Genomic DNA, 25,097 nt, shown 5'->3' with positions numbered 1-25,097 from the left:
CTTATCCCTTGATGGCGCCGGCGGTGACGCCCTGCACGAAAAGTTTGCCCACCACAAAGTAGACGACGAGCGGCGGAATGGCGGTCAGCAGGGCTGCGGCCATGTTGTGGGCGTAGTTGGTGGTGCCAGTGGAAATGGTGACCAGATTGGCGAGATTGACGGTCATGGGCTGGCCGTTGAGGCCACCAAAGGTCACCCCGATCAGGTAGTCGTTCCAGATCGAGGTGATCTGCAGGATGAGGATCACGATCAGGATATTGCCGCTCATGGGCAGGATGATCTCGAAGAAGATCTTCCAGAACGAGCCGGAGTCCATCACCGCAGCGCTCATGATCTCCTGCGGAATGTCCTTGTAATAATTGCGGAAAATCAGCGTCAGCACAGGCATTGCCAGCACGGCATGGACGATGGCGACGCCCCAGATGGTGCCGTAGACCTTCATGGACGAGGTCATCACGATCAGCGGGTACATGATGATCTGGAACGGCACGAAGGCGCAGATGAACAACAGGAACAGGAAGGCGCCGGCCCAGCGCACATTCCACAGCGCCAGCGCATAGCCGGTCACCATCGAGAGGGCGATGGACAGGATCAGCGAGGGGAACAGGATCATCACCGAGTTCCAGAACCCGACCTTGAGGCCATGGCAATTGATGCCCGAGCAGGCCTTGTTCCATGCATGGTCCCAGGCATCCAGGGTCCAGATCTGCGGCAGCGCAAAGATGGCGCCCTCACGGATCTGATCCATGGATTTGAACGAGGTCACCACCACCACGTAGAGCGGGATGCAGAAGAACAGCGCGCACATCGAGAGAAAGACGATGATGGCAATGGACTGCGGGCTGATGCCCTTCTTCTTGCGAACAAAATAGGGTGCGCGCGCCACGGGCACTTCGGTGGCGCCGGCGGCGCGCTCGGATGCGGACATCTGGCTCATCGCGGCGCTCCCTTGCGTTGCTGCCAGGCGGTCAGGGCCACCAATGGCAGGAAGACGATCAGGGTGATGATCAGCATCATCACGGCGGCAGCCGAGGCATAACCCAGGTTCGACTTGGCGGAGAGCGCGTTGATGGTGAAATAGGCCGGCACCCAGGTGCTCTGCCCCGGCCCGCCATTGGTCATGGCCACGACGACGTCATAGGCCTTGATGACGCCCAGCGAGAGCAGGATGGCGCAGGTGATGAAAGTGAATTTCATCATCGGGATGACGATTTCGAGGTAAAGCCGCCACAGCGGCACCCCGTCGAGCTTGGCCGCACTCCAGATTTCGGAATTGATGCCTTTAAGGCCAGCCAGCATCAGGGCCATGTAAAAGCCTGCGCTCTGCCAGACCGAGGCCAGGATGATGGCGTACATGGCCGTATCGGGCTGTGCGAGCCAGTTGAAATCGACCTCCCAACCGAGACCGCGCAAGAACGCCTGGGCTCCCAGGGTTGGATTGAGGATCCAGCGCCAGGCCGCGCCGGTCACGATCAATGACACCGCCAAAGGATAGAGAAAGACCGTTCGGAACAGGCTTTCGCCGCGCTTTTCCTTGTCGATCATGGCCGCGAGAATGAAGCCGAAGACAATGGCCAGGGCGCTGCCGAGACCCAGGATGATCAGATTGCGCAGCGAGATTTCCCAGCCGGCATCCTTGAACAGGCGATCATACTGGCGACCCCATTCGGACCAGTCGATGTCATATTCAGGCAAACGGCGGCTGCGTGTAAAGCTGAGGTACAGCGTCCACAGGATCGAGCCGACAAACGCCACCAGCGTCACGGCGACCGCAGGTATCAGGGCAGCCTGCGGCGATATGCGACTCCATCGCATGGTTTTCATTCTCTCCTCCCCACCGCGCTTGGCGCTTGGTGGCGCTCCCGCGGTTCCGGCCATGCGGTTTGGTTCCGCTTGCCTTTGTATTAGCGTTAATCTAAGTTCATCGCAGCCGGATCGTCAACACCCTTTTTTGGTGATCCAGAAAACCGGGGCAAATGCCCGACTACCGGAGGGAGGTTCTATGACTGTACGCACAATTCCAAAGCTCGGCTTCGGCACTTATGGCCGAACCGGGCCTGAAGGGATCAGCGCACTTCTGGCTGCGCTGGAAATTGGATATCGTCATCTCGACACCGCCCAGGACTATGGCAACGAGAGCGAGGTCGGCGCGGCGGTGGCGCGGTCCGGGCTGGCGCGGGACGATGTGTTTGTGACCACCAAGATCGCGCCGCGCCACTATGCCAAGGGAAACCTCCTGCCGTCGCTGCACGAGAGCCTGGATCGGTTGGGGCTGGAGCAGGTTGATCTGACCTTGCTGCACTGGCCCTCGCCGAACGGGGAGATTGAACTCGGCGATTATGTCGAGCAAATCGCAGAAGCCAAGCAATCCGGGCTTTCACGACTGATTGGGGTGTCCAATTTCACCATCGACCTGCTGCAGCAGACGATGGCGATTGTGGGGGAGGACGCGATTGCCACCAATCAGTTCGAGCTCAATCCGCATATGCAGAACAAGCGGTTGGCCGACTTCTGCCAGGCGAATGGCATTCTCGTCACCTGCTATCTGCCCATCGCCCATGGCACCTTGGGCGATGATCCGGTGCTTCAGCGCATAGCCGCGGCCCATGGCGCCACCATCGCCCAGGTCGCCCTCGCGTTCGAGCTGGCCAAGGGCTATGCCGCCATCCCAACCTCGAGCAAGGTTGAGCGCATCCGCGAAAACTTTGCCAGCCAATCCATCGTTCTGAGCCCGACCGACATCCGCGATATCGAAAGCGTGGATCAGGGCCGCCGCCGGATCGATCCTGCCTGGGGTCCCGATTGGGACTGAAATCGCGGTTGCAAAACCGTCAAAATTCGTATTAACGATGAGATAGGTCACTAGTTCTGTCCCAAAATGGGTGGCGCTGGAACCCCGAATTCAATGGAGGACATCATGCAGGGCATAACCGGCTTTGGACACCTGGCCATCAAGGTGAAGGACCTGGACCGTTCACTGGACTTTTGGGAAAAGCGGCTCGGCTTTCCCGAAATGCTGCGGCTCAAGAATGATGATGGCAGCACCTGGTTGGTCTATCTGCGCATTACCGACGACGTGTTTCTGGAGGTTTTTCCCGGTGCAGAAAATGATCGCGCGCCAGGTTGGAACGCGAACGGCGCCAACCACCTCTGCCTGACCATCGACGACCTGGATGCGACTGTGCAGCGCATTGAGGAAGCCGGCATCACCCTGACGTCGCAGATTGCCATGGGCCTTGACGGCAATCGACAGGCGTGGATCGAAGATCCCGATGGCAATCGCATCGAACTTATGGAAATGAACCCTGATTGCCTGCAACTCAAGGCAATCGCGCGACTGCACGCCGAAGGCCGGTAAGGCCGGAGCAAAACCTGGTGACGCCGTCTTTGAGGCCGGCGTTGCCGCAAGGTGGGTATGAACCATGGGCAGAGGCATTGTCCGGCTGAAGGATATCGCCGACAAAACCGGATTTTCGACCAATACGGTGTCGCTGGCTTTGCGCGACAGCCCGCGTATTCCTGTCGAAACCCGCCAGCTCATTCGCGAAGCAGCGAATAGCCTGAACTATCTTCCCAATTTTATCGCCAAGTCGCTGGTCAGCCGCGAGACCAAAACCATCGGGCTGGTGCTGACCGACATCACCAACCCGACCCTGACCCACACCGCCCAGGCGATCGAGCTGGCGCTGGCCGAACGCGGATATGCCACTCTTTTCGCGACCTCGAACAATAACCTGGCCGAGGAAAAGAAGGTGTTGGAGCTGGTCCGTTCGCGCCAGGTGGATGGCATCCTGATCTACCCGACGAGCCACCGGCAGATCGCCCATATTCGCGCCCTGCGCCTGGCCAATTATCCGGTGGTCATGCTGGTCGGCGACCCGGATTCAGGGCTGGATGCGGTCTGTGTTGACGAAATGCGCGGCGCCTACAAGGCCACCCGGCACCTCATCGATATCGGGCACAAACAGATCGGCCTGATCGACGGCGCCAATCCCCTGGGCAATCGCGAAAAGCGCCAGGGCTATGTAAATGCGCTGACCGAAGCGGGGATCGATTTCGATCCCGCGCTGGCGGTGGACCCGCGCGGTCATTCGGTCCTGCGCGGCTTCCTGGCCATGGACGCGCTCATGGCGGGACCCAAGCGACCCACTGCAATATTTTCCGCCAACGACTCTCTTGCCCTTGGGGCGCTGCGCTGGTGCATCAAGAACGGATATTCGGTTCCGCGCGATCTGGCCATTATCGGGTTCGACAACATCGAATTTGCGGAACACGCCGTGGTGCCGCTATCGAGTGTCAATTACCCGGTCGAGATTGTCACCGAGCTGGCCGTCGAGCGCCTGATGGCGCTCATTGGCAGCGGTGAGGAGTTGCCCCCGCCACGGGTGACGCAAATTGATCCCGAGGTCGTGGTGAGGGACAGCACCTTGGTGCGAACCTGACGGTCACTCTTGCGGCGGAGTCTGACGCACTTTACTGATGTGTCACTCTATATTGACGCCGAATGCGACGGCCCATTTGCGGCGCTGGTTTGCTTTTACCCCGAACGGCTTGGCTATCGATGGCGCGCCTGATCCTCTTTAATAAGCCATTTGGTGTGCTGTCCCAGTTTACCGGCGGGGGGCCGGGAGAGACGCTGGCGGATTTCGTCAAGGTGCCGGGGGTGTATCCCGCCGGGCGGCTCGACAAGGATAGCGAGGGCCTGTTGCTGCTGACCGATGACGGGGCGCTACAGGCGCAGATTTCATCGCCACGCTACAATAAGGAAAAGACCTATCTGGTGCAGGTGGAGGGGGAGCCCACCGAGGCGGCTTTGGCACAATTGCGCCGCGGCGTGGCGCTCAAGGATGGTCCGACACGCCCGGCCAAGGCGCAACTGATTGACCCGCCGGCGCTCTGGCCGCGTGATCCGCCAGTGCGGTTTCGCAAGAGCGTGCCCGACAGCTGGATATCACTGACCATCACCGAAGGGCGCAACCGGCAAGTGCGGCGGATGACAGCAGCAGTAGGGTACCCGACCCTGCGGCTGGTGCGCTGGCAGGTGGCTGACTGGACGCTGGAGGGGGTCGCCCCGGGGGCGTGGCGCGAGGTTCGCGCGTCTCTCGGGCCGGTGCGGCGCGCTTAGCCTAGTCGCGCTTCCGAGCCACAACCGCATATACTTTTGCCGGAACCGCTCTGGGCGCTGAGCGCATAGCACCAATGAAGGGCTGGCGCCGGGGGGCACTTTGTCCTATCTCCCCCGCAAACAGCCGGGCCATGTTGGACCCGGTCGGGTTGGAGGACTGCTTTTGTCGACCCAGACCCCTCTCAAGCGCCTGACCACGCGCGATATCGCTGCCATGCGGCGCCGCGGCGAGGCCATTGCCATGCTCACCGCCTATGACGCCACCATGGCCGCCCTTGTCGACATGGCCGGGGTCGACATGATCCTGGTCGGGGATAGCCTCGGCAATGTGGTGCTCGGTCATGAGACGACGCTGCCGGTGACGCTCGACGACATGATCCGCCATGCCGCGGCGGTCAAACGGGGCTCATCGCGGGCGCTGCTGGTCTGCGACATGCCATTCGGTTCGGTGACTGAACCGGCGGTGGCGCTCAGCAATGCCGTTCGGGTAATGAAGGAAACCGGGGTGGAGGCGGTCAAGCTCGAAGGTGGCCTCGCCATGGTGCCGACGGTCGAGCGGCTTGTGGCCCATGGCATTGCCGTGGTCGCCCATATCGGGCTGACGCCACAGCATGTGCACCAGATGGGCGGCTACTATATGCATGGCAAGGACGAGGCTTCGGCCGAGCGGCTGCGCGCCGAGGCGCGGGCGCTTGAGGCTGCCGGTGCCTTTGCCCTTGTGCTTGAATGCGTGACCCCGGCGCTGGCCGCCGAGATCACCCATATGCTGACCATTCCCACCATCGGAATTGGTTCGGGGCAGGATTGCGCCGGCCAGGTTCTGGTCATCAACGATCTCATCGGGCTCAACACCAGCCCGCCGCCCAGCTTCGCCCGGCCGCGGGCTGACGTGGCCACGATCATCAAGGCGGCGGTCGGCGATTATGTCGATGAAACAAAGGCTTCGCGCGGGCCGATCCCGCTGCCTCGGCGGGCCGAGTAAGACCATGGCCAATGTCCTGATTGCGATTTCCGGGTCGATTTCAGCCTATAAGATTGCCGATGTCGTGTCCGAATTGGGCAAGGCCGGACACCAGGTTCAGTGCCTGCTTACAAAGAGTGCGACGGAGTTTGTTTCGCCGCTGGTGCTTGAGACCTTGAGCGGGCGGAAGGCGCGGGTGGAGCAGTTTGGGCCTGATGTTTCGGGGACCGAACATATTGATTTTGCACGCTGGGCGGAGGTGATGGTGTTTGCGCCGGCGAGTGCTAACCTATTGGCGCGACTGGCTTTAGGGCTGGCGGATGATCTGCCGACCACGGTGGCGCTGGCGAGCGAAGCGCCCATGCTGATTGCCCCGGCGATGAATACCGTCATGTGGGAAAAACCCATTGTACAACAACACCTTGCGACCCTGGTCGAGCGTGGCGCGCGGGTCATCGAGCCGGCCTCCGGGCTTCTGGCGTGTGGCGAAGTGGGCATGGGGAAGCTCGCGCCGGTGGCGACAATCGTGGCGGCCATCGAGGCGGCGTTGCGCCCGGACCGGGTCCAGGATCTCAAAGATGAACGCATTCTGATTACCGCAGGGCCGACGACCACGGCCATCGACGCGGTGCGCTATATTACCAATCATTCGACCGGCCGGATGGGCGCGGCCATGGCCGAGGAAGCCCTTCGACGCGGTGCTGTCGTCGACTATGTGCTGGGCATGGACAAGGGCGTGGTGCGCCCCGTTGCGCCGCGCGGCGCCGAGAGCCGGTTGCACCTGGTCGAAGTGCGGACCGCCGAGGAGATGGCCGCGGCGGCGCTCGCGCGCTTGCCCGGAGCAAGTGGCGTCGTCGCCACGGCAGCGGTGATGGACTATGCGGTGGCCGCGCCATCGGCCAGCAAATTGAAGCGCGCCTCCGACGCCATTGCGCTCGATCTCGTGCCCTCGACCGATGTGTTGGGAAGCCTGCGGCAAGCGGCAAGGGACCAGTGGTTCCTCGGCTTTGCCGCCGAGACCGACAATGTTGAGGAACACGGTGCCGGCAAGCTCAAGGCCAAGGGGCTCGATTTTCTCTTTGCCAATGAAGTCAGCAAACTGGGCGCCGAAGGCCAGACCGGCTTTGCCGTGGGCACCAATGCGGGCGTGCTGCTGTCGGCCAAGGGCGCGCGCCATCCGCTGGCACTCGGTTCAAAGGCCGAGATCGCCCGGCAAATCTGGGACCTCATCGCATGACACTGATCCTCAGGGACAAGGCCAGCCTCCGGGAATGGCGCGCCAAGGTGACGCAAGGCACCAGGGTGGGTTTCGTGCCCACAATGGGGGCGCTGCATGAGGGGCATATGAGCCTGATGGCGCAGGCGCGGGCCCAGGCTGATATCGTCATCGCCTCGATCTTCGTTAATCCGCTGCAATTCGGGCCGAACGAGGATCTGAGCCGCTATCCGCGCCCCATCGAGGCCGATATCGAAAAGCTGGAGGCGGCGGGGGTCGATGCGCTGTTCCTGCCGTCGGTGGAGGATATGTATCCCACCGGCGCCTCGACGCTGGTGGAGGAGACCATGGTATCGGGGCCGCTCTGCGGGGCGGAACGGCCGGGGCATTTCCGTGGCGTGACCACGGTGGTGCTGAAACTCTTCAACCTGGTGCAGCCGCATGTGGCCCTGTTCGGGCAAAAGGATGCGCAGCAATGCGCCGTGATCGAGCGGATGGTGCGCGATCTGGATGTGCCGGTTGAAATCAGGCGCGGCGCCATCGTGCGTGAAAACGACGGCTTGGCGCTCAGTTCGCGCAATGTCTATCTCTCGCCCGAGGATCGGGCGGCCGCGCCGCTGTTGCGCCAGAGCCTGCTTGCCGTCGAGGCTGCCTATCAGGCCGGTGAGCACGATGCCGAGGCGCTGGCCCGCATCGGGTTGAGCGTCCTGGCGCAATCCGAACGGATCAGGCCGCAATATTGGGAGGTGCGTGACCCCGAAAGCCTCGGGGTCATTGCGACCGTGGGCGCGCGAGGCGCTCTTTGTGCAGTGGCCGCGCATCTGGGGACGACGCGGCTGATTGATAATCTGGTGATCGGCCGAGGGATTGCGGCGAGGGTGCCGGTTTAGTCTTCTCCCCTGAGGGGAGAAGGTGGCCCGACAGGGCCGGATGAGGGGTTCAGCTTGGCGGAGAGCCAGCCGATGGGCCTTCACCCCTCACCCCAGCCCTCTCCCCTGAAGGGGCGAGGGGGTCCGGTCAGTGGTCGGGCCTTGCGGCCTACTCGGCAGCGACGTTCAGCATTTCGGTGCTGGCAAGCTTGTTTTCGCTGAACAGGCGCAGGGGGCGGATTTCGTAGGAGCCGGTGCCGGGATTGGCCTTGGCCAGGTCCTTGGCAAAGCCCAGCGCTTCGTCCATGTCGGCGCAATCGGCGACATAAAAGCCCAGAAATTGTTCCTTGGTTTCGGCAAAGGGGCCGTCAAAGACCACGGGCTCGCCATTGGTCTTTTTAAGCGTCTTGGCCTCGTCGGTGTTCCAGAGCCGCACCACCGGGCCGAGCTTGCCGCGCCCGGCCATGCCGGATTGAACGTCGAACAGACGCGCCATGCAGGCGTCGTCCTCTTCCTGTGTCCAGGTGGAGACGACGTTTTCCTCGTTGTAGCAAAGAATAGCGTAAAGCATTGGGGACCCTCATCACGCAATGTGGTGGGAATTATGCCCATTGAGAGCGGCAATTCCAAGACGCTTGAGCGGGTTTGGTGGGCGGCTTGAGAGCTCGGGCGCATGAATACCCCTCACCTCGACCCTCTCCCCGGAGGGGCGAGGGGGCGCAAGAGCCGCCTGGTCGGTGGGGGGCGGGGCAAGATCAGGCGACGGGAGGCGGCGTCTGGCGGGCGATGGTCAGGGTGGCGCCAATGGAGGCGAGCATGATGGCGCCCATGCCCAGGAGCTGGATGGAGCCAATGGTTTCGTGGAGGATGACAAGGCCGGAAAGGGCGGCAAGCGCGGGCTGGCCGCTCATCAGAATGCCGAAGAGACGCGAGGGAATGTGCGGCAGCGCCGCCATGTCGAGCGCATAGGGAATGGCGCTTGAGAGCAGCGCCACCGCCAGGCCCAGCGGCAGGAGCGCCGGATCGAGCAGGGTTGTCCCCGCGGTGGCGACGCCGAAGGGCAGGGCAATGAGTGCCGCAGTGCCGACACCGAGCGCCGCGATATGGGGACCGCCGCCGGTCCCGGCGCGCTGGCCAAAGACGATATAGCCGGCCCAGCAGGCGCCGGCGCAGAGGGCGAGGACCACACCCATGGGCGCAATATCACCCGATGTCTGGGTCCAGGGCAGCAAGAGGGCAAAGCCGCCCACGGCCAGGATGATCCAGAAGACATCGAGCGGTTTCCGCGCCCCGAACAGGGCCACCGCCAGGGGGCCGGTGAATTCGAGCGCCACGGCAATGCCGAGGGGAATGTGTTCTAGGGCGGCGTAGAAAAAGAGGTTCATCGCCCCCATCGCAGCGCCATAGAGCAGCACGGCGCGCCATTGCGCCCGGCCGAGACGATGCCGCCATGGGCGGAAGACGACGATCAGCACCAGGGCGGCAAGCGTCAGCCGCAGGGCCGTCGCGCCCCCGGCGCCGACCAGCGGAAACAGCATTTTGGCAAAGCTGGCCCCGGTCTGGGTAAAGACCATGCCGAGGGTGACGAGGAGGACGGGAACGAGGATGGTGCTTGAACGCACGGAGGGCGCTTTCTGGCAGGTGCGACTTCGGCTCTAGCAGGGTTTGTGCTTGTGGCCCACCCCCACCCTTGATCCCTCCCCACAAGGGGGAGGGAGACGATGAACATTGCTCTCTCAGTCCAGCGCATCCCTCCCCATCAAGGGGAGGGAGGCGATGAACATTGATGTCTCAGTCTAGCGCATGCCCCCTTGATAGGGAGGGAATGAGGGTGGGGTATGGGTGTCGAACGCGCACGGCAATTGCGAAAGACCATGAGTGCGCGGGACGCTAAGCCCTGGTCCGCGTTGCGACAGTTGCGAGCGCAAGGACAGCACGTCAGACGTCAGGTGCCAATTGGTCCCTTCTATGCCGACTTCGTCAGCCACCGGGCGAAGCTGGTGATCGAGGTGGACGGCCAGACTCATCTTGTTGGCGGAGCCGAATATCGGGACGCTCTGCGGACTGAAAGACTGAAAGACTGAAAGACTGAAAGACTGAACGCGGACGGATACCGCGTTGTCCGGGTCCTGCGTGCTGGAATAAAGATCGCTGCCGCAGCGGTGCACCCCCACCCAGCTTCACTATGGCCTAACGGCCAAGCTGCGCTACCTCCCCCTGAAGGAGGGGGAGGAGCAGAGTTGGGGTGCTTTCGCGGGATCGGATGGTGGAGGGGCGCACTCTCCATTGACCCGACTCCATCCCCCCTTTAGTCCTTGGAGCGCTGGAACAAAGGAGGAATATCATGGAGTATCGTTATCTGGGCCGGTCGGGGCTGAAAGTCTCGGTGCTGACCATGGGGACCATGACCTTTGGGGGCAGCGAGAAGATCGGCAATACCAGCGCGGCCGATGCCGAGCGGCAGGTCGATATGTGCCTTGATGCCGGGATCAATCTCTATGATACGGCCAATGTCTATAATGCCGGGGTTTCCGAAGAAATCCTGGGCGACATCCTGGGTGGCAATGGCCGTCGGGCCAAGGCGCTGGTGGCGACCAAGGTGCGTTTCAAAATGGGGGACGGGCCCAATGAAACGGGGCTGTCGCGCCATCACATCATTGCCCAGGCCGAAGCGAGCCTCAAACGGCTCAAGACCGATGTGATCGACCTCTACCAGGTGCATGAATGGGACGGCAGGACGCCCATCGAGGAGACGATGGAGGCGCTTGATACGCTCGTCCGCACGGGCAAGGTGCGCTATATCGGCTGCTCGAATTATTCGGGCTGGCACATCATGAAAGCGCTGATGGCGGCCGACAAGCGGCAGGGCCAGCGCTTTGTATCCCAGCAGATCCATTATTCGCTGCACAGCCGCGACGCCGAATATGAGCTGGTGCCGATTTCGCAGGACCAGGGGCTGGGCATTCTCATCTGGTCGCCACTGGCCGGGGGTCTGCTATCGGGCAAATATCGCCGCGACAGCGGGCCGGAAAGCGGGCGCCATGTCGGCGGGTTCCGCGAGCCGCCGGTCTATGATCAGGACAAGCTCTATGATGTGATCGACACGATTGTGGCGATTGGCGAAGCGCGGGGCGTGTCGGGGGCGCAGGTGGCGCTGAGCTGGTTGCTGGGCCGCCCGGGGGTGACCTCGGTGATCATCGGCGGGCGCAATGCGGCTCAGTTCGAGGATAATATCGCGGCGGCCAGTTTCGTGCTCAGCGATGAGGAGCGGGCCCAGCTCGACGCTGTCAGCCGGCCACCGCTGCTCTACCCCTATTGGCACCAGTCGTTTTCGGCGCAGGACCGCCTGAGCGCCGCCGATCTTGACCTGATTGGTCCTTATGCCAAGGAGTTTTCGCGTGGTTGACCTGGTTATTCCAGCGCCGCAGCCGGTGCTGGTTCCGGTGCAGGGCGGCGGCTTTTTCCCGGTGCGGCGCATCTATTGCGTCGGGCGCAATTACGCCGAGCACATCAAGGAAATGGGCAATGATGTGCGCGATCCGCCGTTCTTTTTTGCCAAGCCCGCCGATGCGGTGGTGGTGGATGGCGCGGCCATCGCCTATCCGCCGCAGACGGCCGATTTTCACCATGAGATCGAACTGGTGGTGGCCATTGGCAAGGATGGCAGGGACATTGGTGAGCACGAAGCGCTGGACCATGTCTATGGCTATGCGGCCGGCCTCGACATGACGCGGCGGGACCTGCAGGCCCAGGCCAAGAAGGCGGGGCGCCCCTGGACCATGGCCAAGGGATTTGACCAATCGGCGCCCATTGGCGCCATTGCCCCGGCCAGCGTGATCGGACATCCGGCGCGGGGGACGATTTCGCTTCTGGTCAATGGCGGGGAGCGGCAACGGGGCGATCTTTCCGAGCAGATCTGGAGCGTGCCGGAGACCCTGGCTTTTCTCAGCCGGCTGGTGACGCTGAAAGCGGGCGACCTGATCATGACCGGCACGCCAGCCGGGGTCAGCGCCGTGCGGCGGCGGGATGTGCTGGAAGGCAGTATCGAGGGCGTGGGCAGCGTGGCAACGGTGATCGCCTGATGCCGCCGGTCTGGTCGAGCCAGCAGGACGCGGCGCTGGTCGCGGTTTCGGCATGGCTCAAGGACAGGAACGGGCCGCAGGTGTTTCGGCTGTTCGGCTGGGCCGGCACCGGCAAATCCACGCTGGCCGTGCATCTGGCGCAGGACATCAGAAGCGTCAAATATGCGGCCTTTACGGGCAAGGCGGCGCTGGTGATGCGCAAGCGCGGCTGCAAGGGCGCCCAGACCATCCATAGCCTCATCTATACGCTGGTGAGCGAGAAGGAGGGCGAGCCGCGCTTTGTGCTCGACCCGGAAAGCCCCGCGGCGGACGCGGACCTGATCGTGATCGACGAGGTGTCGATGGTGGACGAGGTGCTGGGGGCGGACCTGCTTTCGTTCGGGGTCAAGGTGCTGGTGCTGGGCGATCCGTTCCAGCTGCCGCCGGTGCAGGGGGCGGGGTTTTTCATCAATGAAGAGCCCGACATCATGCTGACCGAAATTCATCGCCAGGCGGCGGATAATCCGATCATCCAGCTCTCGATGGCGGTGCGCGAGGGCGGCTATCTCGAACATGGCCGCTATGGCGAAAGCGTGGTGGTGGGGCGCGACCAGGTGGATCGCGATGCGGTGCTGGAGGCCGACCAGGTGCTGGTGGGGCGCAACAAGACGCGGCTGACCTATAACGACCGCCTGCGCGAATTGAAGGGCCTGCCCTTCCACGAGCCGGTGGTGGGCGACCGCATGGTGTGCCTCAGAAACAATCCGCGCAAGCGGTTGCTCAATGGGCAGATCTGGATCGTGACCGATGCGACGCGGCGCTCGAACGGCAAGTGGAGCCTGCTGCTGGCCGATGACGAGGGCAAGGGCGAGGCGCGGGTGCTCACCCACAAGGCGTTTTTCTCGGGCGAGGAAGACGCCATGAGCTGGCCAGAGCGGCGCCAGTTCGATGAGTTCACTTTTGGCTATTGCCTGACCGTCCACAAGGCGCAGGGCAGCCAGTGGGACAATGTATATCTGTTCGACGAGAGCTTTGTGTTTCGCGAGGAGCGGGCGCGCTGGCTCTATACGGGGATCACGCGGGCGGCGGAAAAGATCACGATTGTGAGCTGAAGGGGGCGAGCCAACCCGAGCTGGGAGTGGCCCTCCGATCAAGTCCGAGGGCGGGCTGGCGGTGGGGACGGGCTTTGCCATCATGCGTGGGCCTCGCGGCCTTCTCGCCCAAAATCTGGACACCGGAGCGTTTGCCTGCCGAACGGCCCGAAGGGACAAAGTTCGGCCAACTTGATCGGACTTATGGGGATTGCGACGGGCCTGGGCCGAATGGCTGAGCGGGCCGGCGCAATAAGCGCTTGCGCAGATGGGACCAAATCCCCATTATTTCAATAGACTTACCCAAAATGGCCGGAGGCGCGAATGCACCATGACACCCCCCTGATCTCTACGATCGTCGCGGGTCTGGTGCTGGCCTATATTTTCGGCATGGTCGCCAATCGGCTGCGGATGCCGCCGCTGGTGGGCTATCTCTTCGCCGGCGTGATCGTCGGGCCCTATACGCCGGGCTTTATTGCCGACCAGGCGCTGGGCGCGGAACTGGCCGAACTGGGGGTGATCCTCCTGATGTTCGGTGTGGGCCTGCATTTTTCGCTGAAAGATTTGATGAGCGTGCGGGCGCTGGCGATCCCGGGCGCCATTGTGCAGATGGGGTTTGCGACCCTGTTGGGCGCCGGGCTTGGGCTGTTGCTGGGCTGGGACCTGTTCGGCGCGATCCTATTCGGGCTGGCGCTGTCGGTGGCCTCCACCGTGGTGCTGCTCAAGGCGCTGCAGGACCGACGGCTGCTCGAAAGCGAGCGCGGGCGGATCGCGGTTGGCTGGCTGATCGTGGAAGACCTCGCCATGGTGCTGGCGCTGGTGCTGGTGCCGGCCATTGCCAGCCTCAATGGCATGAGCGATGGCCTGCACGACCCCTTCGTGTCCTTCGTGACCCGGCTGCTGGGCATTGATGTGGGGCTATGGGGTATTCTGGGGCTGACGCTGCTCAAGATCGCCGCCTTCGTGGGCTTCATGCTGGTGGTGGGGCGCCGGATCATTCCCTGGGCGCTGCATGCGACCGCCCATACCGGCAGCCGCGAATTGTTCCGCCTGGCGGTGCTGGCGATCGCGCTGGGCGTGGCGCTGGGATCGGCAGTGCTGTTTGGCGTGTCGCTGGCGCTGGGCGCGTTCTTTGCCGGCATGATCCTGTCGGAAAGCGAATTGTCGCATCGGGCGGCGCAGGAAACCCTGCCGTTGCGCGACGCCTTTGCGGTGCTGTTCTTTGTCTCGGTGGGCATGCTGTTCAACCCCGCGATCATCGTCACCCAGCCGCTGCTGGTGCTGGCGGTGGTGTTCATCATCGTGATCGGCAAATCGCTGGCGGCCTTTGCCATCGTGATGCTGTCGCGACGCCCGATCAGTACGGCGCTGACCATTTCCGCCTCGCTGGCGCAGATCGGCGAATTTTCGTTCATTCTGGCCAGCATGGGCGTGGCGCTGGCGATCATGCCGCCCGAGGGGCAGGACCTGATCCTGGCCGGTGCGCTGATTTCCATTGTGCTCAACCCGGTGGTGTTCTTCGTGCTCGACCTCGCCAGGCCGCGGCTTGAAGCGCGGGTGGCGCAGCGCAAGGGGACTGAGCCGGAGCGCGCGAGCGAGGTGCGGATGGAGCCGAGCATGGCGGCCCAGGGCCCGGCGGTGACCGATGCGCCGAGCGTGGCCGCGGTGGATCGCGGCGCGCCGGGGGCCGATGACGACACGGGCGAACCCTCGCATCAGACCGGCCACACGGTTCTGGTCGGCTATGGCCAGGTGGGGCGGATCGTGGCCGCCGGGATCAAGGCCGATGGTGGCGGGCTGGTGGTGATCGAGGATAGCGATCATGACGTGGCTGCGGCGCGAGCCGAGGGCTTTGAAGTGGTGTTTGGCAATGCCGCCAGCGAGGACGTGCTCAAGCTCGCCAATCTGGGTGCGGCCAGGGCGCTGCTGGTGGCGATCTCCAATGGTTTTGAAGCCGGATCGGTGTGCGAGAGCGGGCGCAAGCTCAATCCGGGCATTGCCATTATCAGCCGGGCCTATTCGGAAGAGGAGGAGAGCTTCCTGCGCAATCTGGGGGCGACCACGGTCATCCGCGGCGAGCAGGAAATCGGCAAGGGCATCCTCACCTATCTGCGCAGCGACGCGGGCAAGGACCGGACGGGGGTGGTCATGCCCACCGAACCCAAACTGCCCATGGCCGAGAATATCCTGGCCAGTGCAGCCATGGGTGCGGCGCTAACCGAGGCGGCATTGACCGAGGCGCCCGCGGCAGACGCGGCTGCGTTGCGTGAGGCGGCAGAGCCTCAAGGCGATGCGGTGGAGGCCGTTCCGGCCGCAGAAGTGGTAGCGTCGAGTGAGGCGCCTGCCGAAGACGTGGCCACGCCCGCGGCCGAGACCGAAGGGGACGCGCCGGCCGGGGATCAAGAGAGCGCTGCCGCGGAGATCCCGGTGCTCGAAGCTGTGGTGCCGGACGTGGCCATGGACGAGAGCCCCGAGCCTGAGGCGGCTGCGGACGATGTGATCGTGCTGCCACCCGCCAGCGTCGAGGTGATTGCCGAAACCCCAAAAGTGGGGGAAGCGCCGGCAGAAATCGACGAGATCGTCACGCTGCCCAAGGCCGATGCCGATACCGGTGATTCCGGGGCCGCCGAGGTGACGGCAGAAATCGGAGCGGACGACGGTGTGACTGAAGACCACGCGCCGGAAGAAGACTTGCCGGAAGAAGACGATGGTGAAAAGCCGTCGGAAGCGACGCAGCAGACGACGAACGGGGATGCCGGGGAGCCGGGGGCGGGCGAGGGGATCGCGCCACCGGTCGAGCCGGAGCCGAAGACCTAGGGCGCAACTCGCAAGGCTGGCGACGGCTTTGCGGGCAGAGCGCGCTCAAACAAGACGGAGAGCCATTCAGCGTTTCAACGAAGCGGTGAGCGGCTCAGGGGCGATAACGCCAGGGGGAATGGATGATTTCGCAAAAGGCAAAATATGCCTTGCGGGCGCTGGTGGCGCTGGCGCGCGCCGGCCGGGGGCAGAGCCGCATGATCGGGGAGATTTCCAAGGATCAGGCGATCCCCAAGAAGTTTCTCGAACAGATCCTGCTCGAGTTGAAGCGGGCTGGCATGGTCAATTCCAAGCGGGGCCGCATGGGCGGCTATGAGCTGCTCAAGGCGCCCGAGGAAATTACCTATGGCGAAGTGCTGCGGCTGATCGACGGACCGATAGCGCCGCTGCCGTGTCTGTCAAAGATTGCCTACAAGAAATGTGTCGATTGCCAGGACGAGGCGGCCTGCGAAATCCGCCATGTGTTTGAGCGCGTGACGCTGGCGACGCGGGCAGTGCTGGACCAGACCAGCCTGGCGGATTCGCTCAACCTTGAAGAATTGCCAGTTTAGGATTGGTATGGAGCAGGTGTCGGCGGCTTTGTGCCCTTCTCCCCTGAGGGGAGAAGGTGGCCCGAAGGGCCGGATGAGGGGTTCAGCATCAGGGGCTTGCCGAGGGGCTTTCACCCCTCACCCTAACCCTCTCCCCTGAGGGGCGAGGGGACGATGGAGCCGAAGGACCCAGCGGTGTGAGAAGGCTAACCGAACAAAGCAACATCACCCTAGGCGAATGCCTGGGGAAGTTTTCTTGTCTTGGGTTAGGGAGAATGGAAATTGGCAGAATTGCTGCGTTTCGCGTCGGCCGCCATCATTGGCGGTGTGGTCTACAGCGCCGCGCTGGGCAACGTCCCGGTGGCACTTGGCCTGTTGGCATTCTTCATCATGCTTACGGCGGCGTGGAGTGAAAGCCGATTCGAACGGCTCATGACGGCAATCAATGAACTGCGGATGAGGTCGTAACTGAGCGCACTGGACTACCCACTGCCGGATCACCCAAATACCACGGTTTTCTTGCCATTCAGCATGACCCGGCTTTCCAGGTGCAGTTTTACGGCGCGGGCGAGGACGCGGCTTTCGATGTCGCGGCCGGCGGCGACCAGGTCGTCAGGGCTCATGGCATGGGTGACGCGGGCGGTTTCCTGCTCGATGATCGGGCCTTCGTCGAGGTCGGGGGTGACATAGTGGGCGGTGGCGCCGATGATCTTGACGCCGCGCTCATGGGCCTGGTGATAGGGTTTTGCGCCCTTGAAGCTTGGAAGAAACGAGTGGTGAATATTGATCACCTGGCCGAACAGCCGGGTCGAGAGATTGTCCGAGAGCACCTGCATGTAGCGCGCCAGCACGACGAGATCGGCGCCGACGGCCTTGACCACGTCGAGCACCTGGGCCTCCTGGGCCGCCTTGGTGTCCTTGGTGACGGGCAGATAGTGGAAGGGAATGCCGGCATCTTCGGCGATCTTGCGGGCGTCCTCGTGGTTGGACACCACGGCGGCGACCTCGGCGTCGAGCCAGCCGACCCGGATCTGGTAGAGCAGGTGCAAAAGCGTGTGGTCGAATTTTGAGACCATGATGACGACGCGCTTCTTGCGGCTTTCATCGGCCAGCGCGGTTTTCATCTCGAAGCGCTCGATGGGTGATTTCAGCGCCTTTTCGATGCTGTCGCGGCTGACGCCTTCGGGCGCGGTGAAGGCCAGGCGCATGAAAAAGCGGCCGGTCTCGCGGTCCCAGAACTGGTTGCTCTCGGCAATATTGGCCTTGAGCGCCGCCAGTTCGGTGGTGACGGCGGCAACGATGCCGGGCCGATCGGTGCAGGATAGGGTCAGTACAAAATTGGCCGAGGACAAGGCAGGCCTCCACTAAAAACGCTGGCAGCGGTATCAATGGGTTAGAGCCGCCCGTCAAGTGCAACAGAAAAGGGCTGCCCTTGCGGACAGCCCTTCCTGAGCTTTGCAGGCCTCGAGGGCCGGGAGATGCGTGTTCGTTAGCCTAGATCACTCCCTGCCAACACACGAAAACCCAGACCTTCTTCGAGAGCCAAAACCTCATAAGACACTGGATCACCTCCTTTGCTTTGATTGAACATGGGTGAAGCTTGCGCCCGTTTTTCGGGGCTGTCCAGTGCAGCTGGGTCACAAATTTTTTCATGCGGGCCTGATCAATCCCCCGCGATGTCGCATCCGCCGATGCAGGTATCGCCCCGGGGATGGCGCAAATCAGGCGTCGTGTGCCGGTAGGCAATGGCCCTCGGGTCGGGCCCGAGGGCGGAACAGTGGGGGTGCGCGGGCGGAGCCGTTCGCTCAGATCTGGGTCCTGGGCTTGCTGCGCAGCTGGATGATGGTGGCCGCCAGAACGCCGAGCGCCACAATACCGATGATGATGGTGGCGAGCGCGTTGACGTCGGGCGAGACGCCGAGGCGCACCTTGGAAAAGATCACCATGGGCAGGGTGGAGGAGCCGGGGCCGGAAACGAAGCTGGCGATGACCAGATCGTCGAGCGAAAGGGTGAAGCCCAGGAGCCACCCCGAGACCAGCGCCGGGGCGATGATGGGCAGGGTGATATCGAAAAAGGTGCGGACGGGCGGGGCGCCCAGGTCCATGGCGGCTTCTTCGAGGCTGCGGTCGAAATCGCCAAGGCGCGATTGCACCACGACGCAGACATAGGCGGTGCAGAAGGTGGCGTGGGCGATGACGATGGTCAGCATGCCGCGACCCTGCGGCCAGCCGAGGATGGATTCCATGGCGACAAACAGCAGCAGCAGCGAAAGACCCGTGATGACATCGGGCATGACCAGGGGCGCCGAGACCATGCCGGCAAAAAGCGTGCGGCCCTTGAAGCGGCGGAAGCGCACCAGGGCCACGGCGGCCAGGGTGCCGAGCACCAGGGCAATGGTGGCGCTGAGAGCGGCGATCTGCAGGCTCAGCCAGGCGGCGCCCAGCATCTGCGGATCGTTGAACAGTTCGCCATACCATTTGAGTGAAAAGCCGGACCAGACGGTGACCAGCCGGTTCTCGTTGAACGAGAAGATGACCAGCGAAACGATGGGCGCATAGAGAAACGAAAAGCCCAGCGCCGCTGCGATTGGCAAAAACCAGCCCTTGCGCATGCTATTTCTCCACCACGGCGCCCTGCGCCTTTTGCAACAGCATGATCGGCACGACCACCACGACCAGCATGGCGCAGGCGACGGCGGCGGCGCGCGGCCAATTGGTATTGGTGAAAAACTCGTCCCAGAGCACGCGGCCGATCATCAGGGTTTCAGGGCCGCCCAGGAGCGAGGGAATGACGAATTCGCCAATGGCCGGAATGAACACCAGCATGGAGCCGGCGATCACCCCGGGCAGCGAGAGCGGCAGGGTGATGAACAGGAAGGTGTGGATGGGCCGTGCGCCCAGATCGGCGGAGGCCTCGAACAGCGAGACGTCGAGCTTCACCAGCGTCGTATAGAGCGGCAGGATCATGAAGGGCAGGTAGGTGTAGACAATGCCCACATAGACGGCAAAATCGGTCTGCATCATCACCAGCGGTTCAAAGCCGAAAAGGCCGATGAACTGGTTGATGACGCCATTGCCGCGCATGAAACCGGTGAGCGCATAAACGCGCAGCAGGAATGAGGTGAAGAAGGGCAGGATCACCAGCATCAGAAGGATATTGCGCCAGCGGTCGGACGAGCGGGCGATGGCATAGGCCATGGGGTAGCCCACGAGAAGGGTGATCACCGTGGCAATGGCGGCGATGCGAATGGAGCTGAGATAGGCCGCGACATAGAGATTGTCGGTGAACAGGCGGATGTAATTATTGAGATGCAGGGTGAGCTGCACCGTGCCCTCATCGGTGGTGAGGAGGGGCGTATAGGGCGGGCGGCCGAACTGCTTGTTGGCCAGCGAAATGCCAAAGACCACGGCCAGCGGAATGAGAAAGAAGACCAGAAGCCAGAGCACCGGGGCCAGCAGCACCAGCATGCGCCCGGAAATGCCGACGCGGGCGAGGCCGCGTTCGACGGCGTTCCAGGGTTTGAGGCGCCGGGGTGGCGGAATGGTGGGGTCGCGGGTGGTCATGATGAAATGACCCTGTGCGCGTGCTGGCATTCCCCCTCATCCGGCGCCTCGCGCCACCTTCTCCCCGAGAGGGAGAAGAATGGTCCGGCGTGCGCCTCTATTCCTCTCCCTCTCGGGGAGAGGGTGGATCGCCCGCAGGGCGAGCCGGGTGAGGGGGGGGCTGGGATCATGCTCATACCGTCAGCACCGAGCCGGCGTCGATGCCCCAGGTGACGTAGACCTGTTCTTCCCAGGTGATGGCGTCGGGATTGCCGCGCACCGTATTGGTCTGGCTGACGCGGAGGCGTTTGCCGCTTTCAAGGACGATCTGGTAGACCGAGATATCGCCCAGATAAGCGATTTCCTCGACGACGCCGGTGGCGACATTGGCGCCGTGCAGGCCTTCGGGCTTTTCACGGCTGAGGGCCATTTTTTCGGGGCGGATGGCCCACCAGAGCAATTGGTCGGGGGCGCAATCGACGCCGTGGCCGACATAGATGTCGCAGCCCAGCTCGGTCGAGCGAATGCGGACGTGGTCGGGCTCGTCCTCGGTGACGACGCCTTCGACCATATTGGCCGAGCCGATGAAATTGGCGACGAAGCGCGAATTGGGGAATTCGTAGATATCGGTCGGTTCGCCGATCATGGCGATTTCACCCTGGTTCATCACCCCGATGCGGGTGGCCAGTGTCATGGCCTCTTCCTGGTCGTGGGTGACGACGATGAAGGTGACGCCAAGCTGTTCCTGGATCTTGACCAGTTCGAACTGGGTTTCCTCGCGCAGCTTCTTGTCCAGCGCGCCGAGCGGTTCGTCGAGCAGCAGCAGTTTGGGCCGCTTGGCAAGGGCGCGGGCAAGGGCGACGCGCTGGCGCTGGCCGCCCGAGAGCTGGTGCGGCTTGCGCTTGCCATAGTCCTGCAATTTGACCAGCGCCAGAAGCTCAGCGACGCGCGCGGCAATCTCGGCGCGGGGCAGGCCGTCGCGCTTGAGGCCATAGGCAATGTTCTGTTCTACAGACATATGCGGGAACAGCGCATAGGACTGGAACATCATGTTGACGGGGCGGTTATAGGGCGGCACCTCGGTCATGTCCTGACCGTCGATTTCGATGGTGCCCGAGGTCGGGTTTTCAAAGCCGGCCAGCATGCGCAGGAGCGTCGACTTGCCCGAACCCGAGCCGCCCAGAAGGCAGAACAATTCGGAGCGGTAGATGTCGAGCGACACCTCATGCACGGCGGAAACATCGCCGAACTTCTTGGTGACGTTCCTGATGCGCACAAAGGGCTTGTTATTTGCCGTATCGCGCCAGGGACGGGTATCTATCGCAAGCTGCGGTCTTTTTGCCATGACGCTGTAAACTCTACTCCGGCGGCCACCTGCCGCGGCTTTCTCCGCTTCCGGTGCACACGTACCAAAGGTACGCGGCGCTCCGGTTCTCGAAAATCGCGGCAGCTGACTCACCTGAGCGACTTTCCAAACGCGCCACCGGAGAGTCCGATGGAAACAAGGGGCGATCGGTGCCGCCCCTTGTTCAGGGTGATGTTACTGGCCGGTCTTGATGCGGGTCCAGGTGCGGGTGAGGACTTCCTCGAATTCAGGCGAATGCGCCTTCATCACGAAAGCCTTGGAGATGGTCTCGGCCGGCGGGTAGATGCCGGGGTTGGATTTGACTTCCTCATCGACAAATTCGAGCGCCGGCAGGTTGGGGTTGGCGTAGAACACATAATTGGTGATCGCCGCCACCACTTCGGGCTCGAGGATGTAGTTGATGAAGGTGTGGGCATTGCCCGGATGGGGTGCATCGGCGGGAATGGCCAGGAAGTCGAAGAGGGTCGCAGCGCCTTCCTTGGGGATCAGATAGGTGATCTCGACGCCTTCGGCGGCGCTGTCGGAGGCGATGAAGATATCGCCCGAATAGCCCAGCGACAGGCAGACTTCGCCATTGCCCAGGTCATCGATGTACTGGGAGGAATGGTAGTAGCGCAGCGAGGGCTTGATGGAATTCATCAGTTCCTCGGCCTTGGCCAGGTCCTCTTCGTTTTCCGAATTGGGGTCGAGGCCGAGATAGTGGAGGGCAATGCCCATCACTTCGGAGGGGCTGTCGAGTACGGTCACGCCGCAGCCGGCCAGCTTTTCAACGACTTCGGGCTTGAACAGCAGGTCCCAGCTTTCAAGGTCCGCATCGGGGCCCAGGGCCTCGGTGACCTTGGCGACATTGTAACCCAGGCCGATGGTGTTGATCATATAGGGCACGGCATGGCCGTTGTCGGGGTCCTGCTCGGCGGCGGTGGCCATGACGGCGGGATCGAGATTGCCCAGATTGGTCAGCTTGGACTTGTCGAGCGGCAGGATCAGGCCGGCCTGAATCTGGCGCTCGAGGAAATTGCCCGAGGGCACGACGATGTCATAGCCCGAGTTTCCGGCCAGGAGCTTGGCGTCGACGATCTCATTGTTGTCATAGACGTCGTAATTGACCTTGATGCCGGTTTCCGCCTCGAAATTGGCGATGGTGTCTTCGGCAATATAGTCCGACCAATTGTAGATGTTGAGCACCGGCTCTTCCTGCGCGAGCGCAGGGTTGGCGACCAAGAGAGCGCCAAAGGCGATGGCGAGGGTCTTTTTCATGGACTTAGTCTCCTGTGGGGACCGTGGTGGAGGCGAGTGGCGTCCACATGGACAGCCGGTTTGACGCGACAGGTCGCGCATTTTCGCGGAAGGAGCCGCGGCTCAACCCCGGGGCCTCATCTTCGAGAACCCGGAAATATCAAAATCACTGTGCCTGGATGCGTGTCGAGGCGACACCCGGAGGCGTCGGAACAAGCCGCTGCGATCAGCCCGTGTTCGGGCGCGTATCGAGGCGCCAAAGCAGCGCCATCAATGCTGGACCTGGTCAGCGAACTGTCCTTTCCCTCTCTTGCAAAAGTCAAATTATCGACAAAGATCGGGGGCGACAAGGCGGATTTGCGCAAGAATTTGCGGGGCTTGACCGGCCCCGTGCGGCAGCGCACAACCCCGGGCAATCCGGCTGCCCAGGGGCGGCCACAGACGGTTTCGGAGTGACGCGGAAAATGAGCGCAAGGGCCTATCTATCGATCTCGGGCGAGGTAAAGGCGGCGCTGGCGGCCGGCAAGCCGGTGGTGGCGCTGGAATCGACCATCATCACCCATGGCATGCCCTATCCGCAGAACCTGGCCATGGCGCGCGAGGTCGAGGACGTGGTGCGGGCGCATGGGGCGGTGCCAGCGACCATTGCCATCATGGACGGGCGGCTGTGCGTGGGGGTTTCGGGAGAAGACCTCGAACGCCTGGCCGTGGAAGGGCATGCGGCCGCCAAGGCCAGCCGGCGCGACATGGCGAGCCTTTTGGCCCAGGGCGTCATGGCCGGCACAACGGTTGCCACCACCATGCAGATTGCGGCGCTGGCCGGCATCCGCATCTTTGCCACGGGCGGCATTGGTGGCGTGCACCGCGGCGCCGAGCAGAGCTTTGACATTTCAGCGGACCTCGAAGAGCTGGGCCGCACGCCGGTGGCGGTGATCTGCGCCGGGGCCAAGTCGATCCTCGACATTGCCAAGACGCTAGAAGTGCTCGAAACCAATGGCGTGCCGGTGCTCGGATTCGGCACTGAGGATTTTCCGGCCTTCTGGGCGCGGACCAGCGGGCACAAGGTGGATCAGCGTTTCGATACGCCCGCGGATGTGGCCCGGATGCTGGCGATCCAGTCCGATCTGCATATGGGCGGCGTGCTGATCGCCAATCCGATCCCGGAAGCCGATGCCTGGGAGGCTTCGGCCATCGAGGGTTTCATCGCCCAGGCGCTCAACGACGCTGAGGCGCAGGGGATCAAGGGCAAGGCGACGACGCCGTTCCTGTTGCAGCGCATCTTTGAATTGACCGGCGGCAAGTCGCTGGAATCCAACATTGCGCTGGTCAAGAACAATGCCAAGGTCGCGGCCCAGATCGCCGTGGCGCTCTCGGCACAGCTGGCGTCGCGCCCCGCATGAGTGCTCGGGTCCTGGTGGTCGGCGATGTGATGACCGACATCATCGTGCGGCCCGAGGGCCCGATCGTGCCCGGTTCGGACCGGCGCGCCGAAATCCGTAACCGGCCGGGCGGGTCGGGGGCCAACCAGGCGGTGTGGCTGGGCGCGGCGGGCGCCGACGTGCTGTTTGCGGCGCGGGTCGGGGCCGCCGAGCGGTCCATGTATGAGAACTATTTCCGCGGGCTGGGCGTCGTGCCGGCGCTGGCGGGCGACAAGGACCTGCCCTCCGGCGTGCTGGTGACCATTCTTGATCCGGGCGGCGAGCGCAGCTTTCTCACCGACCGGGGCGCCAATCTTAATCTCTCGCCCCAGGACCTGCCCGAAGACCTGCTCGATGGCGTCGGGCTGGTGCTGATCTCGGGCTACAGCTTTTTCGCGCCGGGGCCGCGCCACGCGGTGCAAATCCTGCTTGAAGCGGCGCGTAGCCGGGGCGTGGCCATTGCCATCGACCCGGCCTCAACGGGTTTTCTGGCCGAGGTGGGGCCGCAGGTGTTCCGCGACTGGGTGGGCAAGGCCGACTGGCTGTTTGCCAATCAAGGCGAGGCCGAACTGCTGACGGGCGAAGCCGATTTCGAGATGCAGATGCAGATGCTGGGCGAGCAGTTCACCCATGTGGTGATCAAGCGCGGCCGGTTCGGCGCGGCGCTCGGCGGGCGCGATGGCATGTCGCAAAGCCGACCGGCGCCTATTGTCGATGTGGTCGATACGACCGGGGCAGGCGATGCCTTTGCCGCAGGGTTCGTCGCCGCCATGCTGCGCGGCCAGACGCATGCAGCCTGTCTCGAGGCGGGGATTGCCGAGGGCGCGCGGGCGGTGCAGGCGGTGGGCGGGCAACCGCAGTAGG

25 protein-coding genes and 1 pseudogene are annotated in these 25,097 nt (G+C 63.1%); 17 read left to right on the top strand and 9 right to left on the bottom strand.

Annotated features, from left to right (window positions below; translation table 11 throughout):
* Position 1: 1 nt before the first annotated feature.
* Positions 2-937 (bottom strand): carbohydrate ABC transporter permease, encoded by a 936-nt coding sequence (locus NIM87_RS04405; protein ID WP_254673425.1) that lies wholly within the window; start codon positions 935-937, stop codon positions 2-4.
* On the bottom strand, positions 934-1,824 hold the full coding sequence (locus tag NIM87_RS04400; RefSeq protein WP_254673424.1) for a carbohydrate ABC transporter permease: 891 nt from the start codon (positions 1,822-1,824) through the stop codon (positions 934-936). The genes NIM87_RS04405 and NIM87_RS04400 overlap by 4 nt, the downstream gene beginning before the upstream one ends.
* A gap of 178 nt (positions 1,825-2,002) precedes the next feature.
* Between NIM87_RS04400 and NIM87_RS04395 the strand changes: the two genes are divergently transcribed.
* From NIM87_RS04395 to panC, 7 genes are all read left to right on the top strand, one after another.
* Positions 2,003-2,812 carry an aldo/keto reductase gene (locus tag NIM87_RS04395; RefSeq protein WP_254673423.1) on the top strand — a complete coding sequence of 270 codons (810 nt, stop codon included), beginning with the start codon at positions 2,003-2,005 and terminating at the stop codon, positions 2,810-2,812.
* A 105-nt stretch (positions 2,813-2,917) separates the two neighbouring features.
* The gene (locus NIM87_RS04390) at positions 2,918-3,358 is read left to right on the top strand and encodes a VOC family protein (RefSeq protein WP_254673422.1); all 441 of its coding nucleotides are present in this window, start codon (positions 2,918-2,920) and stop codon (positions 3,356-3,358) included.
* Between the two features lie 64 nt (positions 3,359-3,422).
* Positions 3,423-4,442, top strand: a complete 1,020-nt coding sequence (locus tag NIM87_RS04385) for a LacI family DNA-binding transcriptional regulator (protein WP_254673421.1) — start codon at positions 3,423-3,425, stop codon at positions 4,440-4,442.
* A gap of 119 nt (positions 4,443-4,561) precedes the next feature.
* Positions 4,562-5,125: a pseudouridine synthase gene (locus NIM87_RS04380; protein ID WP_254673420.1), complete on the top strand. Its 564-nt coding sequence runs from the start codon at positions 4,562-4,564 to the stop codon at positions 5,123-5,125.
* Positions 5,126-5,288: 163 nt separating this feature from the next.
* Positions 5,289-6,107 (top strand): 3-methyl-2-oxobutanoate hydroxymethyltransferase, encoded by an 819-nt coding sequence (gene panB / locus NIM87_RS04375; protein WP_254673419.1) that lies wholly within the window; start codon positions 5,289-5,291, stop codon positions 6,105-6,107.
* 4 nt (positions 6,108-6,111) lie between these two features.
* Entirely contained in the window at positions 6,112-7,323 is a 1,212-nt protein-coding gene (gene coaBC / locus NIM87_RS04370; protein ID WP_254673418.1) for a bifunctional phosphopantothenoylcysteine decarboxylase/phosphopantothenate--cysteine ligase CoaBC, read from the top strand.
* Positions 7,320-8,192: a pantoate--beta-alanine ligase gene (panC, locus tag NIM87_RS04365; protein WP_254673417.1), complete on the top strand. Its 873-nt coding sequence runs from the start codon at positions 7,320-7,322 to the stop codon at positions 8,190-8,192. The genes coaBC and panC overlap by 4 nt, the downstream gene beginning before the upstream one ends.
* 148 nt (positions 8,193-8,340) lie before the next feature.
* Here panC and NIM87_RS04360 read toward each other — a convergent pair whose 3' ends face one another.
* A complete protein-coding gene (locus tag NIM87_RS04360; protein WP_254673416.1) occupies positions 8,341-8,742 on the bottom strand; it encodes a YciI family protein in 402 nt (133 codons plus the stop codon).
* A 184-nt stretch (positions 8,743-8,926) separates the two neighbouring features.
* The gene (locus tag NIM87_RS04355) at positions 8,927-9,793 is read right to left on the bottom strand and encodes an EamA family transporter (protein WP_254673415.1); all 867 of its coding nucleotides are present in this window, start codon (positions 9,791-9,793) and stop codon (positions 8,927-8,929) included.
* Positions 9,794-10,009: 216 nt separating this feature from the next.
* On the opposite strand from NIM87_RS04355, the gene NIM87_RS04350 reads away from it, so the two are divergent.
* From NIM87_RS04350 to NIM87_RS04320, 7 genes and pseudogenes are all read left to right on the top strand, one after another.
* On the top strand, positions 10,010-10,255 hold the full coding sequence (locus tag NIM87_RS04350; RefSeq protein ID WP_269467940.1) for an endonuclease domain-containing protein: 246 nt from the start codon (positions 10,010-10,012) through the stop codon (positions 10,253-10,255).
* A 260-nt stretch (positions 10,256-10,515) separates the two neighbouring features.
* A complete protein-coding gene (locus NIM87_RS04345) occupies positions 10,516-11,577 on the top strand; it encodes an aldo/keto reductase (RefSeq protein WP_254673414.1) in 1,062 nt (353 codons plus the stop codon).
* Complete coding sequence (locus NIM87_RS04340) at positions 11,570-12,253, top strand: fumarylacetoacetate hydrolase family protein (RefSeq protein ID WP_254673413.1); 684 nt, start codon at positions 11,570-11,572, stop codon at positions 12,251-12,253. Before NIM87_RS04345 ends, NIM87_RS04340 begins: the two co-directional genes overlap by 8 nt.
* Positions 12,253-13,344, top strand: a complete 1,092-nt coding sequence (locus tag NIM87_RS04335; protein WP_254673412.1) for an ATP-dependent DNA helicase — start codon at positions 12,253-12,255, stop codon at positions 13,342-13,344. Before NIM87_RS04340 ends, NIM87_RS04335 begins: the two co-directional genes overlap by 1 nt.
* A gap of 303 nt (positions 13,345-13,647) precedes the next feature.
* Positions 13,648-15,435, top strand: a pseudogene (locus NIM87_RS04330) (cation:proton antiporter domain-containing protein); the annotation flags it as partial.
* An 827-nt stretch (positions 15,436-16,262) separates the two neighbouring features.
* A complete protein-coding gene (locus tag NIM87_RS04325; protein ID WP_254673411.1) occupies positions 16,263-16,691 on the top strand; it encodes an RrF2 family transcriptional regulator in 429 nt (142 codons plus the stop codon).
* 261 nt (positions 16,692-16,952) lie between these two features.
* The gene (locus NIM87_RS04320; protein ID WP_254673410.1) at positions 16,953-17,138 is read left to right on the top strand and encodes a hypothetical protein; all 186 of its coding nucleotides are present in this window, start codon (positions 16,953-16,955) and stop codon (positions 17,136-17,138) included.
* 29 nt (positions 17,139-17,167) lie between these two features.
* On the opposite strand, the gene purU is transcribed toward NIM87_RS04320, so the two are convergent.
* The 5 genes from purU to NIM87_RS04295 form a co-directional block, all read right to left on the bottom strand.
* Positions 17,168-18,022, bottom strand: coding sequence for a formyltetrahydrofolate deformylase (purU, locus tag NIM87_RS04315; RefSeq protein WP_254673409.1), 855 nt, complete (start codon positions 18,020-18,022; stop codon positions 17,168-17,170).
* Between the two features lie 453 nt (positions 18,023-18,475).
* Positions 18,476-19,282 carry an ABC transporter permease subunit gene (locus tag NIM87_RS04310; protein ID WP_254673408.1) on the bottom strand — a complete coding sequence of 269 codons (807 nt, stop codon included), beginning with the start codon at positions 19,280-19,282 and terminating at the stop codon, positions 18,476-18,478.
* A 1-nt stretch (position 19,283) separates the two neighbouring features.
* A complete protein-coding gene (locus NIM87_RS04305; protein ID WP_254673407.1) occupies positions 19,284-20,264 on the bottom strand; it encodes an ABC transporter permease subunit in 981 nt (326 codons plus the stop codon).
* A 142-nt stretch (positions 20,265-20,406) separates the two neighbouring features.
* Positions 20,407-21,558 carry an ABC transporter ATP-binding protein gene (locus NIM87_RS04300; RefSeq protein WP_254673406.1) on the bottom strand — a complete coding sequence of 384 codons (1,152 nt, stop codon included), beginning with the start codon at positions 21,556-21,558 and terminating at the stop codon, positions 20,407-20,409.
* Positions 21,559-21,753: 195 nt separating this feature from the next.
* Complete coding sequence (locus tag NIM87_RS04295) at positions 21,754-22,836, bottom strand: polyamine ABC transporter substrate-binding protein (RefSeq protein ID WP_254673405.1); 1,083 nt, start codon at positions 22,834-22,836, stop codon at positions 21,754-21,756.
* Positions 22,837-23,088: 252 nt separating this feature from the next.
* On the opposite strand from NIM87_RS04295, the gene NIM87_RS04290 reads away from it, so the two are divergent.
* Genes NIM87_RS04290 through NIM87_RS04280 form a run of 3 tightly spaced genes read left to right on the top strand, consistent with a single transcriptional unit; the run spans position 23,089 to position 25,096 of the window.
* Positions 23,089-23,271 (top strand): hypothetical protein, encoded by a 183-nt coding sequence (locus NIM87_RS04290; protein ID WP_254673404.1) that lies wholly within the window; start codon positions 23,089-23,091, stop codon positions 23,269-23,271.
* Positions 23,272-23,279: 8 nt separating this feature from the next.
* Positions 23,280-24,215 (top strand): pseudouridine-5'-phosphate glycosidase, encoded by a 936-nt coding sequence (locus tag NIM87_RS04285; protein ID WP_254673403.1) that lies wholly within the window; start codon positions 23,280-23,282, stop codon positions 24,213-24,215.
* Positions 24,212-25,096, top strand: coding sequence for a carbohydrate kinase family protein (locus NIM87_RS04280; RefSeq protein ID WP_254673402.1), 885 nt, complete (start codon positions 24,212-24,214; stop codon positions 25,094-25,096). The genes NIM87_RS04285 and NIM87_RS04280 overlap by 4 nt, the downstream gene beginning before the upstream one ends.
* Position 25,097: the final 1 nt, after the last annotated feature.

It is taken from the genome of Devosia ureilytica (assembly GCF_024273195.1).
GTDB classification, from domain to species: Bacteria; Pseudomonadota; Alphaproteobacteria; order Rhizobiales; family Devosiaceae; genus Devosia; species Devosia ureilytica.
Note: the sequence above shows the minus strand (reverse complement) of the source record. Positions and strands in the feature narration are given on the sequence as shown.